The sequence below is a fragment of the Clavibacter michiganensis genome, from assembly GCF_021216655.1.
Taxonomy (GTDB): Bacteria; Actinomycetota; Actinomycetes; order Actinomycetales; family Microbacteriaceae; genus Clavibacter; species Clavibacter michiganensis.
Genome location: NZ_CP080437.1, coordinates 2,273,761 through 2,286,946 on the forward strand (window position 1 = coordinate 2,273,761; position 13,186 = coordinate 2,286,946).

A 13,186-nucleotide genomic window follows, 5' to 3' on the forward strand; every position below is an offset into this window, starting at 1 on the left:
CATCCCTCGCCCGACACCGCCTCGTACCATGGGGAGGTGTCGACCATCACCCCTCCCCGCGCGCCCGCCTCGGCCTCCGCCTCTCCCGTGCTGCGCGAGGCGTCCCGCCGTCGCACCTTCGCCGTCATCTCCCACCCCGACGCGGGCAAGTCCACGCTCACGGAGGCGCTGCTGCTGCACGCGCACGCCATCGGATCCGCGGGTGCGGTGCACGGCAAGCAGGGCCGCAAGTCCACGGTCTCCGACTGGATGGACATGGAGAAGGAGCGCGGCATCTCGGTGAGCTCCGCCGCGATCCAGTTCACCCACCGCGACACCGTCATGAACGTCGTCGACACCCCCGGCCACGCCGACTTCTCCGAGGACACCTACCGCGTCCTCTCCGCGGTGGACGCCGCGATCATGCTCGTCGACGCATCCCGCGGCCTCGAGACCCAGACCATGAAGCTGTTCGAGGTGTGCCGCCAGCGCCGCATCCCGATCATCACCGTCATCAACAAGTGGGACCGCCCCGGCCGCGAGCCGCTCGACCTCATGGACGAGATCAAGGAGCGCACGGGTCTCCTCCCCACGCCGCTCACGTGGCCCGTCGGTGAGTCCGGCGCGTTCTTCGGCGTCGTCGACCGCTCCACCGGCGAGTGCGTGCACTTCACGCGCACCGCGGGCGGCGCGAGCATCGCCCCCGAGACGCGCATGTCGCCCGACGAGGCGCTGGCCGCGGCCGGATCCGCGTGGACGAACGCCGTCGAGGAGAGCGAGCTCCTGCACGAGGAGGGCCAGGACCACGACGAGGAGTCGTTCCTCGCCCGCCGCACGACGCCCGTGCTCTTCGCGGCCGCGGTCCTCAACTTCGGCGTGACCCACATCCTCGACGCGCTCGACGCCATCGCCCCGGCCGCGCAGCCGCGTCCCGACGAGCAGGACCGCACGCGTCCCGTCGAGGAGGACTTCTCCGGCTTCGTCTTCAAGGTGCAGTCCGGGATGAACACCGCGCACCGCGACCGCCTCGCCTTCATGCGGATCTGCTCGGGCGTCTTCCACCGCGGCATGACCGTCACGCACGCCCAGACCGGGCGCCCCTTCGTCACCAAGTACGCGCAGCAGCTCTTCGGCCGCGAGCGCTCCACCGTCGACGACGCCTACCCGGGCGACGTCGTCGGCCTCGTGAACGCGTCGAACATCCGCGTGGGCGACACGCTGTTCGACGGCGCACCCGTCACCTTCCCGCGCCTCCCCCAGTTCGCGCCCGAGCTCTTCCGCGTCGTCCGTTCCAAGGACACGAGCACGCACAAGCAGTTCCGCAAGGGCATCGAGCAGCTGGATCACGAGGGCGTCATCCAGGTGATGCGCTCCGACCTCCGTGGCGACCAGGCCCCGGTTCTCGGCGCGGTCGGCCCCATGCAGTTCGAGGTCGTCGTCGAGCGCATGACGAACGAGTTCCGCGCCCCGCTGCGCATGGAGCCGCTCGAGTACCAGGTGGCCCGGATCACCGACGCCGCCTCCGCGCCGGCCCTCGCGAAGACCATCGGCGTCGAGGTGCTGGTCCGATCCGACGGCACCCACATCGCCCTCATCACCACCCCGTGGCGCCTCAAGGCGATCCAGCGCGACAGCCCCGAGCTCACCCTCGTCGACGCGGCGACGGCACTCCCCGACGCGTGATGTCGGGGATCCGCGCGTGACCACCCAGACCGGTCACGGTGCGGGGCCGGCCGCGCCACGCGCTGTTCCCGCGCACGATGCCCCGCGAACCGCGGCAGCGTCCGGGGACCCCGAGGTCACCGACGCCGCGCCATGGGACGCATCCTCGCTCCCCGTGCGCGGACCATCCATCGACGACGAGACCCGCTGCGTCCACTACGGCACAGCGCTCGACATCGTCGCCCTCCGCGCCCCGTGCTGCGACGCGTGGTACCCGTGCCACCTCTGCCATGCAGCCGTCGCCGATCACCCGCTCGAGGTGATCCCCCGCTCCGAGCACCACCTGCCGGCCGCTCTCTGCGGCATCTGCCGCGCCACCATGAGCGTGCCCGAGTACCTGGCGGCGGACTCCTGCCCGAGCTGCGGCGCCGCCTTCAACCCGGGCTGCGCCCTGCACGCCCACCTGTACTTCGCACCCTGATCGGGCCCAGCCGCAGCCCACCCGCTGCCCCGAGCAGCGGCTCGCCGCATGCCGCCGGCTCCCGGACCGGCTGCCCGCGACCCACGTCGGCGGTGTCGATCTGGTGCGGCTACCCGCCCGCCGGCATGTCCGCGAAGCGCGAGAAGTGCCCGTGGAACCCGACCGTGATGGTGCCCGTCGGCCCGTTGCGGTGCTTGGCGACGATGAAGTCGGCCTCGCCCGCGCGCGGGTTGTCCTTCTCGTAGGCGCTCTCGCGATGCAGCAGGATGACCATGTCGGCGTCCTGCTCGAGAGAACCGGACTCGCGGAGGTCGGAGATGGCCGGCATCTTGTCGGCGCGCTGCTCCGGCCCTCGGTTCAGCTGCGAGAGCGCGATGACCGGCACCTGCAGCTCCTTCGCCATGAGCTTGAGCGCACGCGAGAACTCCGAGACCTCCTGCTGTCGCGACTCGACCTTCTTGCCGCTCGTCATGAGCTGCAGGTAGTCGATGACGACGAGCTTCAGCCCGACCTTCTGCTTGAGCCGACGGCACTTTGCGCGGATCTCGACGAGCGTCATGTTGGGGCTGTCGTCGATGTAGAGCGGCGCGTCGTTGATGCGGCCGCGGGTCTGCGCGATGGTCGTCCAGTCCCTGGCGTCCACCGTGCCCTTGCGCATGCTCTGGAGCGGCACGGACGCCTCGGCGGACAGCAGGCGCATCGCGATCTCGCTGCGCCCCATCTCGAGGCTGAAGAAGATCGACGGCATGTCGTACTTGATGCTCGCGGCGCGTGCGAAGTCGAGCGCCAACGTCGACTTGCCGAGCGCGGGGCGCGCGGCGACGATGATGAGCTGGCCCGGGTGCAGGCCGTTGGTGAGCGCGTCGAGGTCGGCGAAGCCCGTGGGAACGCCGGTCATCTGGCCGTCCTTGCCCTTGGCCGCCTCGATCTCGTCGATGGCGACCGTGACCGCGTCCGTGAGCGGCACGTAGTCCTCCGCCTCGACGCCGCCCGTGACGCCGTAGATCTCCGCCTGCGCGTTGTTCACGAGGTCGACGACCTCGCCCTCGCTGGCGTAGCCCATCTGCACGATGCGGGTGCCGGCCTCGACCAGGCGCCGCAGCACCGCCTTCTCGGCGACGATGGACGCGTAGAAGCCGGCGTTGGCTGCCGTGGGGACGACGCTCGTGAGGGTGTGGAGGTAGTCGGCGCCACCCGCGCGGCTCAGCTCGCCGAGCTTGGTGAGCTCGTCGGTGACCGCGATGACGTCCGTGGGCTCACCGTGCGAGTACAGCGACAGGATGGCATCGAAGATGATCTCGTGCTTGGGGATGTAGAAGTCGATCGCTCGCACCTGCTCGACCGCGTCGGCGACCGCGTCCTTGCTGAGGAGCATGCCGCCGATGGCGCTCTGCTCGGCGAGGAGGTCGTGCGGCGGCGTGCGCTCGTGGCCGGCGCGCTTGTCGCGCTCGTCCCGTTCGCCGGCGAGACCCAGATGGGCGATGGACACGTGCGGCTCCCCTCGGTCGGCTGGGCGGATGCGCCCGCACGACCGTTCTAGCTCGGACCTCCGACACCGCTCAGACGACGTCGGCCGGACCGCTGACGGGTCCTCCTGCGACCCGTTCGACGGGCGCTGCCCCACGATATGGATTCGGTCCTGCCAGGACCAAATGCCCCTGTGGACGAGACTGTGGACAAAGTGGGCGAAACGCCGGGGATCGTGTGGACTACCTGGGGACAAGCCTGTGCACTACTGAGATTTTTCTGGTCCGAATCCCGGACTGACCAGGCATTGAGTTTTCCCCCACCGGTGTGGGAAAACTAGTCTGAACTAGGGCTTGAGAGTTCGTCTGCTAGGGCCTGGCCTGTGGATGGGACTGGGGATCCAGAGGCCTCTGACCGGCTGGTTAACCGCCGATGGCGGCGGGCTCCAGGAGCCCACCGCCATCGATCTCGTGCTGCGTTACTTCGCGGCGACGACCTGCAGGCTGATCGTGGCGACGATGTCGTCACGGAGCCGGATCGTGGCCTCGTGGTTCCCCGTGGCCTTGATGGCGTTGGGGATCTCGATCTTGCGCTTGTCGACCTGGCCGATGCCGGACTCCTCGACCGCCTTGGCGATGTCGGACGTCTTGACGGAGCCGAAGAGGCGCCCGCCCTGGCCGGCCTTGACGGTGAGCTTGACGATCTTGGCCTCCAGGCGGCTCTTGAGGTCCTGCGCCTCCTCGATGGTCGCGTGCTCGCGAGCGGCACGCGCTGCCTTGATCTGCTCGATCTGCTTCTCGCCGCCGCGGCTCCAGATGACCGCGAAGCCCTGGGGCACGAGGTAGTTGCGGGAGAACCCGTTCTTGACCTCGACGACGTCTCCGGGGGAACCGAGGCCGGAGACCTCGGTCGTGAGGATCACTTTCGACATTCCATTACCCCTTAACGGCCAGAGCCGGCGTAGGGGAGAAGTGCCATCTCGCGCGCGTTCTTGACTGCGCGCGCGATGAGGCGCTGCTCCTGCACCGAGACACCGGTGATGCGACGAGCGCGGATCTTTCCCCGCTCGGAGATGAACTTGCGGAGGGTGGCGACATCCTTGTAGTCGATGACGCCGACGCGGATGGACTTCGCCGGGGCGGCGTTCTTGCCGCCCTTGGCTCCGCGGAGAGGCTTGCGGCGGTCGCCGCTGCTCTTTCCAGCCATGATTCTTCCTGTCTTTCGTACGTAGTGCGACGAGCCCTAGAAGGGCGTCTCGTCGTTGAAGTTGCCGGGGTTGGACCAGCCGCCGTCGCCGCCGGAGTTGCCGCCCGAGCTCGCGGGGGTTCCCCACGGCTCCTCGGCCACCTGCTGCTGCTGGGGCTGTCCGCCGCCGAACTGGCCACGGCCACCGCCGCCGGAGTTGCCCCCGCCGCCGTTGCCGCCGCCGCCGGCCGCGCGCGTGACCTGAGCGGTCGCGTAGCGGAGCGAGGGGCCGATCTCGTCGACCTCGAGCTCGATGGAGGTGCGCTTCTCGCCCTCCTTCGTCTCGTACGACCGCTGCTTGAGGCGGCCGGTCGCGACGACACGCGAGCCCTTGGTGAGCGAGGACGCCACGTGCTCGGCGAACTCGCGCCACACGCTCGCACGGAGGAAGAGGGCGTCGCCGTCCTTCCAGTCGTTGCTCGCGCGGTCGAAGGACCTCGGCGTGGAGGCGATGGTGAAGTTGGCTACCGCCAGCCCGTTCTGCGTGTACCGCAGCTCCGGATCACTGGTGAGGTTGCCCACGACCGTGATGATGGTTTCGCCGGCCATCGACTACTCCCCGGTCTTCTCGCTGGAAGCAGCCTGCGCTGCCGGCTTGCCGGGCGTCGCCGGAGCGGCGTCCGTGGCGGGCGCCTGGGGCGCGGCGTCTGCGGCCTTGGACGTGGCGGCTGCCTTGCGGGCGGCCTTCTCGTCGGCGAGCTTGCGAGCGGACGCGACCATGGCCATGGCCTCCTCGGCACGCAGCACCTTGGTGCGCATGACGGCCTCGGACAGACCCAGCTGGCGGTCGAGCTCCTGCGTGGCCTCGCTCGTGGCGGTGAGCTGGACGACGGCGTAGATGCCCTCGTTCTTCTTGTTGATCTCGTACGCCAGTCGACGACGGCCCCAGACGTCGACGTTGTCGACGGTGCCACCGCTGGTGCGGATGACGTTGAGGAACTTGTCGAGACTGGGAGCGACGGTGCGCTCATCGATCTCGGGATCCAGGATCACCATGAGTTCGTACTGATGCGTCACTAACCCACCTCCTTCGGACTTGAACGGTCGCAGACGATCTGCGACAGGAGGGTATGTGCATCTGTCCGCGCGGGGCAGGGGAGTCCCGTTGCCGGGCGGACAACCTCGCAAGACTACCGGATGGGGAGGAGTCGCACCAGGCCGCGGGTCGCGGCCGAGCGGATCAGCCCTGCCCGGCCGCCCACCACGCGACGAGCCGGCGCTCGGCCTCCTCCGCGGGGAGCGGGCCCTCATCGAGGCGCAGCTCGAGCAGGAAGCGGTAGGCCCGGCCCACGACCGGCCCCGGCGGCACGTCGAGGATCCGCATGATCGCCTCACCGTCGAGGTCCGGACGCACGGCCGCCATCTCCTCCTGCTCGGCGAGCTCGGCGATGCGGGCCTCGAGGTCGTCGTAGGCGAAGCCGAGGCGGTCGGCCTTGCGACGGTTCTGCGTGGTGACGTCGGCGCGCGTGAGCATGTGCAGGCGCTCGAGCTCGGGACCGGCGTCGCGCACGTAGCGGCGGACGGCCGAGTCGGTCCAGCCGCCTTCGGTGTAGCCGAAGAAGCGGAGGTGCAGCTCGATGAGGCGCGCGACCGACGCGATCGTGTCGTTGTCGAAGCGGAGCGCGCGGAGCCGGCGCTTGGCCATCTTGGATCCGACCACGTCGTGGTGGTGGAAGGTGACGACGCCGCCCGGCTCGAGCCGGCGCGTGGACGGCTTGCCGATGTCGTGGAGGAGCGCGGCGAGACGGAGGACGAGATCCGGAGCCTCGCCCGGGTGGCGGGAGCGCTCGTGGTCGATGGCCTGGTCGAGCACCTGGAGGGAGTGCTGGTAGACGTCCTTGTGGCGGTGGTGCTCGTCCGCCTCCAGCTTCATCGCCGGCAGCTCGGGGAGCACGTGGTCCGCGAGGCCGCCCTCGACGAGCAGATCGAGGCCCGCGCGCGGCTCCGGGGTGCGCAGCAGCTTGGAGAGCTCGTCGCTCACGCGCTCGACCGAGATGTCGAGGATCCGCGGGGCCATGTCGCGGATGGCGGCGAGCGCGGCATCGTCGAGGCGGAAGCCGAGCTGGGAGGCGAAGCGGACGGCGCGCATCATGCGGAGCGGGTCGTCGCCGAACGAGACCTCGGGGGCCACGGGCGTGCGCAGCACCTGGGCGAGGAGGTCGTCGATGCCGCCGGACGGATCCACCAGCACCACCTGCGGCAGGCGCACGGCCAGCGCGTTCACCGTGAAGTCGCGGCGCACGAGGTCCTCCTCGAGCGACGAGCCGAACTCGACCTCGGGCTTCCGGGAGACGCCGTCGTACTGGTCCGTGCGGTAGGTCGTGATCTCGACCTGCTCCCCCTTCACGCGCGCGCCGATGGTGCCGAAGGCGCGGCCGATGTCCCAGTGGGCTTCGGCGACGGGCTTCACGATCTCGAGGATGCGATCCGGTCGGGCGTCGGTGGTGAGGTCGAGGTCCGTCGCGGCGCGGCCGAGGAAGGCGTCGCGCACGGGGCCGCCGACGAGTGCGAGCTCGTGGCCCGCCTCGTGGAAGGCGCGCGCGAGCACGGCGACCGGGGGCGATGCGGCCAGCTCGCGGAGACGCTCGAGGGCCTGTGCGACGCTGTGCATGGTCGGACAGTCTACGGCGGGGCGGCGACGGGCTTCCGGCGTCCACGGCGAGCGCACACGGGCCGCGCGGGGCCAGCCATTTAGAATCGGCAGATGCACGCCGCGCCTCGACACGACGCCGGCCCCACCCGCACGGACAGAGCCCTCCGGCTGATCCGGCGATCCGCTCGACGCACGATCTCCACCCTCGTGTGCGTCGCGGTCGCCGCCGGGACGCTCGCCGCCGGGACGGTCGCGGGTCCGTCGACCCCGGCGCACGCGGCCACCGACGGTGTGACGCTCACCGTCACGCCCGCGGCAGAGGGGATCCTGACCCCCGGCCAGGACCTCGCCGTCACCGTGTCCGTCGTCAACGCGACGGAGGCCGCGGTGCCGGCCGGGCGCATCGACCTCGACCTCAACCGCACCGTCCTCGACACCCGGACGAAGATCGACGGCTGGCTCGACACCGCGTCCACCGACCAGAACACGCGCACCGGCCCGCGCATCGGACGCGCCGACACCCCGGAGGTGCCCGCAGGCGGCACGGTCGACGTGGCCATCACGGTGCCGTCGGCGACCGTCGCCCTGCAGGGCAGCCGTGGCGGGTTCGGGCCGCGCGGGCTCACGGCGGAGCTCGATGCCGCCGGCGCGGACGTCGCGACCGGCCGCGGTGCGGTGGTCTGGAGCCCCGGCGCGGATCCGGCGCCCACGCCCGTCGCGGCCGTCATGCCGCTCACCGTCCCGCCGAGCGCATCGGACTTCGTCGACGCCGAGGCCCTCGCGACCTACACGGCGGCGGGCGGCACGCTCACGCGTCAGCTCGACGCGGTCTACGGCCGCCCCGTCGCGGTGGGCATCGACCCGCGCATCATCGCGTCCATCCGGATCCTCGGCGCCGACGCCCCCGCGTCCGCCGTCGAGTGGCTGCAGCGCCTCCGCGAGATCCCCAACGAGACCTTCGCGCTGGCCTGGGCGGACGCCGACGTCGCGGTGCAGGCGCAGGCGGGGGCCGCGACCCTCCTCGCACCCACGGACGCCTCCTACGCCGTGCGGTCGAGCCGGTTCGCGGCACCGGGCTCGACGCCCGCACCCTCCCCGAGCTCGACGCCCAGCGAGACCCCCGCGGCCGCGGAATCCCCCGCCGCCAGCAGCACGCGCGGTGGATCCGCCATCGCCGGAGCCGCGACCGCCGCCCCCGCCGAGACGCCCGCCCCCTCCTCCAGTCCCGAGCCGAGCCCCACGCCATCGGCGCCTGCGCTGGCCCCCGCGCCGAGCCTCGCCGACCTGACCGCCTGGGACTACACGATCTCCGGCGTCTCCTGGCCGGCCGCGGGGACCGTGACCTCGGGCGACCTCGGGGTGCTCGCCGCCAGCGGAACCACCACGGCGATCCTCGGGAGCGGCGACGTGCAGTCCACGGGATCCGCGTCCGTCGCCGCGACCGGGACGATCGGCGACACGACCGTGCTCGTGACCGACGCCCGGGTCTCCGCCCTCGTCGACCGTGCGCTCTCCGCCGAGACGGACGAGGCCTTCGGGATCGCGCTGGCCCAGCTCTCGGCGACGCTCGCGGCCGACGCGCGCGCGGCCGACGGGCACGTGGTCGTCGCCGGCCTCGAGCGCGGCTGGGCGGCCTCCGGGGGGCGGCTGGGTCAGCTGCTCGACGCGATCCAGGGGCTCACCTTCAGCGACACCGCGCAGCTGGGCGCCGCCTTCGCGACCTCGCCCGTGCCGCTCCAGGTCGTGGACCACCCGGAGGATGCCACGCGGGTCCAGCGCGTCGCCGATGCCATGTCGCTCGAGGCGCAGGTAGACGCGTTCGCCAAGGCGGTCGAGCGCCCCGAGCTCATCACCGGGCAGCAGCGGATGCTGCTCCTCGCCACGCTCTCCAACCGTTGGCGCGACGACCCGGATGGGCTGGTGACCGTCCAGGACGGTTACACGGCGCAGGCCGACGCGATTCTGGGCTCCGTCGCCATCACCACCCGCCAGAACACCGTCATCAGCGACACGACGAGCCTCCTCATCAACGTGAGCAACGCGCTCGACCAGCCCGTCACGGTGCGGCTGTCGATCATCGCGGGCAGCGGCCGGATCCGCGTCGACGACTCCGCGCTGGTCACGGTCCCCGCCCACGGCAGCGCGTCGGCCCGCCCGCCCATCACCTCCATCTCCAACGGCGACGTCGTGGTCACCGCGCGGCTCACCACCGAGGACGGCTCCGTGCAGATCGGCGAGAGCGCGCCCGTCGAGCTGTTCATCCGGGCCGGGTTCGAGGCCGTCGTCACGACGCTGTTCGTCGCCGCCGTCGCGCTCCTGTTCGGCTTCGGCCTGTTCCGTAGCATCCGCAAGCGCCGCCGAGCCCGTGCCCGGCAGCTGGCCGGCCTTCCCGAGGAGATCGATGACTGACCGGATCGTGCCGCCCGCGCCCGGATGGGACGCGGCATGACCGCGTCACCCGCTCCCCGCGGCGGCATCGGCCGAGCGTCCGCACTCCTCGCGTCGGGCACGTTCGTCTCGCGGATCCTCGGCTTCGTCAAGGCGATCGTGCTGCTGCAGACCATCGGCGCGACCCTCGGCAGCTCCAACGCGTTCTCCAACGCGAACCAGCTCCCCAACAACATCTACGTGATCATCGCGGGCGGCGTCCTCAACGCCGTCCTGGTGCCGCAGGTCGTGCGCGCGGCGAAGCACGCGGACGGCGGCGCCGGCTACATCAACAAGCTCGTCACCATCGCGATCGTCGTGCTCGGCGGCGTCACGATCCTCGCGACCGTCGGCGCTCCCGTCGTCTCGCGCCTCTACGCCGCCACCCTGCCGCCCGACGTCTTCGCGCTCGTCGTCGCGTTCGCCTACTGGTGCCTCCCGCAGATCCTCTTCTACGGGCTCTACGCCGTGCTCGGCGAGGTGCTGAACGCACGAGGATCCTTCGGGCCGTTCACGTGGGCGCCCGTCCTCAACAACGTGGTCGCCATCGCCGGCCTCCTCGTGTTCCAGGCCATGTTCGGCTCCGGCAGCCGCCCGGTCGACGACTGGAGCCTCGACAAGATCGTCGTGCTCGCCGGATCCGCGACCCTCGGCGTCGTCGCCCAGGCGCTGATCCTCTTCGTGTTCTGGCGCCGCGTGGGCCTGCGCTTCCGGTTCGACTTCGCGTGGCGCGGCGTGGGCCTCGGCACCGCCGGCCGCCTCGCCGGCTGGACCTTCGGCATGCTCGTCGTGACGCAGCTCGCCGGCATCGCGCAGTCGAACGTGGCGAACATCGCGGCCACCTCGGACAGCCCGTCGAGCACGATCCTGCTCAACGCGTGGCTCTTCTTCATGCTGCCGCACTCGATCTTCGCGGTCTCCATCGCCACCGCGTACTTCACCCGCATGAGCACGCACGCGGGCGAGGGCGACCATGACAGCATGCGCGCGGACCTCTCCTCGGCCGTGCGTCTCGTCGCGCTCATGACCGTGCTCTCCACCGCGCTCATCGCCGTGCTGGCCGGACCCGTGGCGCGCGTGATGGTCTCGGGCGACATCGGCGAGGTCCGCGGCTACGGCATCGTCCTCATCGCCTTCATCCTCGGCCTGCCGGCGTTCAGCACCCTGTTCGTCCTGCAGCGCGCGTTCTACGCGCTCTCGGACACGCGCACGCCGTTCGTCATCCAGTGCGCGCAGGTCGTGCTGTTCATCGCCGGCGCGCTGGTCATCTCGCAGCAGCCCGTCGAGCTGATCGGCGTGGGGCTCGCCGTCCTGCAGACCGTCACGGTCACCGGACAGGCGGTGCTCGCGGCGGTGCTCCTTCGCCGCCGCATCGGGCGCATCGACGGGCGCCGGATCCTCCGCAGCGCGGTCCGGTTCGTCGTCGCCGCGGTGCCGACCGCGCTCGTCGGCATCGCGCTGCTCGCCCTCGTCTCGGGCGGCGCCTTCGAGGGTGTGGGCGTCGCGTCGAAGGGGCAGGCGCTCCTCGTCGGGATCCCCCTGGCCGCCGTCATGACGGCCGTCTACCTCGCCGCGTTGGCCGCGATGCGCTCCTCCGAGCTGCAGCAGCTCGCGGGCCCCGTGATGCGCCGCATCCGTCGCCGCTGACCCTGCGCGCCGCCCCCGGCTCGACCGGCCCGGAGGCCTGTCCGCCCCCGCGCCCCCGCCCGGTGGAGCCGCAGGAATAGCCGCTACCGTGGGTCTGTTGCAGAGGTGAGCGGGCGCCGGGAAGGTGCCCCGCCGAGCAGTGGAGGAGAAGCCGTCGTGCGTCAGATCATCATCATCGGTTCGGGTCCGGCCGGGTACACGGCCGCCATCTACGCCGCGCGCGCCAACCTCACGCCCCTCCTCATCGCGAGCTCGGTAGAGGCAGGCGGCGAGCTCATGAACACCACCGAGGTCGAGAACTACCCCGGCTTCACCGACGGCATCCAGGGCCCCGACCTCATGATGGCGATGCAGGCGCAGGCCGAGCGCTTCGGCACCGAGGTCGTCCTCGACGACGTCACGTCGGTCGAGCTCACGGGCGACGTCAAGCGCGTCACCCTCGGCAACGGCGACGTGCACGAGGCCCTCGCGGTCATCGCGGCCACCGGGTCCGCGTACCGCAAGCTCGGCCTGCCCGCGGAGGACCGCTTCAGCGGCCACGGCGTCTCCTGGTGCGCCACGTGCGACGGCTTCTTCTTCCGCCAGAAGACCATCGCGGTCGTCGGCGGCGGCGACAGCGCGATGGAGGAGGCCACCTTCCTCACGCGCTTCGCGGAGAAGGTCTACGTGATCCACCGCAAGGACACGCTGCGCGCATCCAAGATCATGCAGGACCGCGCGTTCGAGAACCCCAAGATCGAGTTCGTCTGGAACGCGCAGGTGGTCGACATCACGGGCGGCGAGAAGGTCGAGGGCGTCGTCCTCGAGGACACCGTCACGGGCGAGCAGCGTCCGCTCGCGGTCGAAGGCCTCTTCATCGCCATCGGCAACGACCCGCGCACGCACCTCTTCCACCAGCAGCTGGAGCTCACCACCGAGGGCACCATCGCCGTCGACGGCCGCTCCTCGCGCACGAACCTGCCGGGCGTGTTCGCCGCCGGCGACGTGATCGACCCGACGTACCGCCAGGCCGTCACGGCAGCCGCGTCGGGCACGGTCGCGGCGCTCGACGCGGAGCACTTCCTCGCGTCGCTGCCGGACACCCTGCTCGACGCCGCATCCGACGGACCGGACGGGCCCGCGGGCCACGGCGCGCCGGCAGCCGGCAGCGCGGTGGATCCGGACGGCGAGCTCGTCGGCGCCGACCACCAGTAGCCGAAGCCTCATCACGACCCGATCCGGCACCCGCTCGGATCCACGCGAACCACACGAAGGAGAACCCATGTCCCACTCCCGCGACGTCACCGACGCCAGCTTCCAGGCCGACGTCCTCGACGCCGAGAAGACCGTCATCGTCGACTTCTGGGCGCCCTGGTGCGGCCCGTGCAAGGCCGTCTCCCCCGTCCTCGACCAGATCGCCGCCGAGAACCCCGGCATCGAGCTCGTCAAGATCGACGTGGACGACAACCCCGAGATCGCGATGAAGTACAAGATCACGTCGATCCCGGCCATGAAGGTGTTCCAGAAGGGCGAGGTCGTGAAGACGGTCATCGGCGCCAAGCCGAAGCCGGCCCTCGAGCAGGAGTTCGCCGACTTCCTCAAGTAGGCGTCGCTCGCGCCGAACCGGCGACGAGGATCACCGGAGGGCCCGGCACCGCGAGGTGCCGGGCCCTCCGTCGTCCCGCCGACACCGTCGCCGGCCAGGG

11 protein-coding genes and 1 pseudogene are annotated in these 13,186 nt (G+C 71.1%); 6 read left to right on the top strand and 6 right to left on the bottom strand.

Annotated elements, in window-relative coordinates; genetic code table 11:
- Positions 1–36: 36 nt before the first annotated feature.
- A complete protein-coding gene (locus tag K0V08_RS10790) occupies positions 37–1,662 on the top strand; it encodes a peptide chain release factor 3 (RefSeq protein ID WP_079533838.1) in 1,626 nt (541 codons plus the stop codon).
- Positions 1,663–1,816: 154 nt separating this feature from the next.
- Positions 1,817–2,122 carry a CHY zinc finger protein gene (locus K0V08_RS10795; protein ID WP_012039645.1) on the top strand — a complete coding sequence of 102 codons (306 nt, stop codon included), beginning with the start codon at positions 1,817–1,819 and terminating at the stop codon, positions 2,120–2,122.
- A gap of 109 nt (positions 2,123–2,231) precedes the next feature.
- Here the strand turns inward: K0V08_RS10795 and dnaB are convergent, their stop codons facing one another.
- From dnaB to K0V08_RS10825, 6 genes and pseudogenes are all read right to left on the bottom strand, one after another.
- Positions 2,232–3,611 carry a replicative DNA helicase gene (dnaB, locus tag K0V08_RS10800; RefSeq protein ID WP_012039646.1) on the bottom strand — a complete coding sequence of 460 codons (1,380 nt, stop codon included), beginning with the start codon at positions 3,609–3,611 and terminating at the stop codon, positions 2,232–2,234.
- A gap of 456 nt (positions 3,612–4,067) precedes the next feature.
- Positions 4,068–4,520, bottom strand: a complete 453-nt coding sequence (gene rplI, locus K0V08_RS10805) for a 50S ribosomal protein L9 (protein ID WP_012039647.1) — start codon at positions 4,518–4,520, stop codon at positions 4,068–4,070.
- A gap of 11 nt (positions 4,521–4,531) precedes the next feature.
- Positions 4,532–4,795, bottom strand: coding sequence for a 30S ribosomal protein S18 (gene rpsR / locus K0V08_RS10810; protein WP_012039648.1), 264 nt, complete (start codon positions 4,793–4,795; stop codon positions 4,532–4,534).
- A 36-nt stretch (positions 4,796–4,831) separates the two neighbouring features.
- Positions 4,832–5,383, bottom strand: a complete 552-nt coding sequence (locus K0V08_RS10815) for a single-stranded DNA-binding protein (protein ID WP_012039649.1) — start codon at positions 5,381–5,383, stop codon at positions 4,832–4,834.
- 102 nt (positions 5,384–5,485) lie between these two features.
- Positions 5,486–5,830, bottom strand: a pseudogene (gene rpsF / locus K0V08_RS10820) (30S ribosomal protein S6); the annotation flags it as partial.
- Positions 5,831–6,014: 184 nt separating this feature from the next.
- Positions 6,015–7,445, bottom strand: a complete 1,431-nt coding sequence (locus tag K0V08_RS10825) for a CCA tRNA nucleotidyltransferase (RefSeq protein WP_079533836.1) — start codon at positions 7,443–7,445, stop codon at positions 6,015–6,017.
- A 93-nt stretch (positions 7,446–7,538) separates the two neighbouring features.
- On the opposite strand from K0V08_RS10825, the gene K0V08_RS10830 reads away from it, so the two are divergent.
- The 4 genes from K0V08_RS10830 (at position 7,539) to trxA (ending at position 13,086) form a co-directional block, all read left to right on the top strand.
- The gene (locus K0V08_RS10830) at positions 7,539–9,836 is read left to right on the top strand and encodes a DUF6049 family protein (protein ID WP_079533834.1); all 2,298 of its coding nucleotides are present in this window, start codon (positions 7,539–7,541) and stop codon (positions 9,834–9,836) included.
- A 36-nt stretch (positions 9,837–9,872) separates the two neighbouring features.
- Positions 9,873–11,501, top strand: coding sequence for a murein biosynthesis integral membrane protein MurJ (gene murJ / locus K0V08_RS10835; RefSeq protein ID WP_079533832.1), 1,629 nt, complete (start codon positions 9,873–9,875; stop codon positions 11,499–11,501).
- Positions 11,502–11,657: 156 nt separating this feature from the next.
- Positions 11,658–12,695, top strand: coding sequence for a thioredoxin-disulfide reductase (gene trxB / locus K0V08_RS10840; protein ID WP_012039654.1), 1,038 nt, complete (start codon positions 11,658–11,660; stop codon positions 12,693–12,695).
- Positions 12,696–12,762: 67 nt separating this feature from the next.
- Entirely contained in the window at positions 12,763–13,086 is a 324-nt protein-coding gene (gene trxA, locus K0V08_RS10845; RefSeq protein WP_012039655.1) for a thioredoxin, read from the top strand.
- The last annotated feature ends 100 nt before the right edge of the window (positions 13,087–13,186 follow it).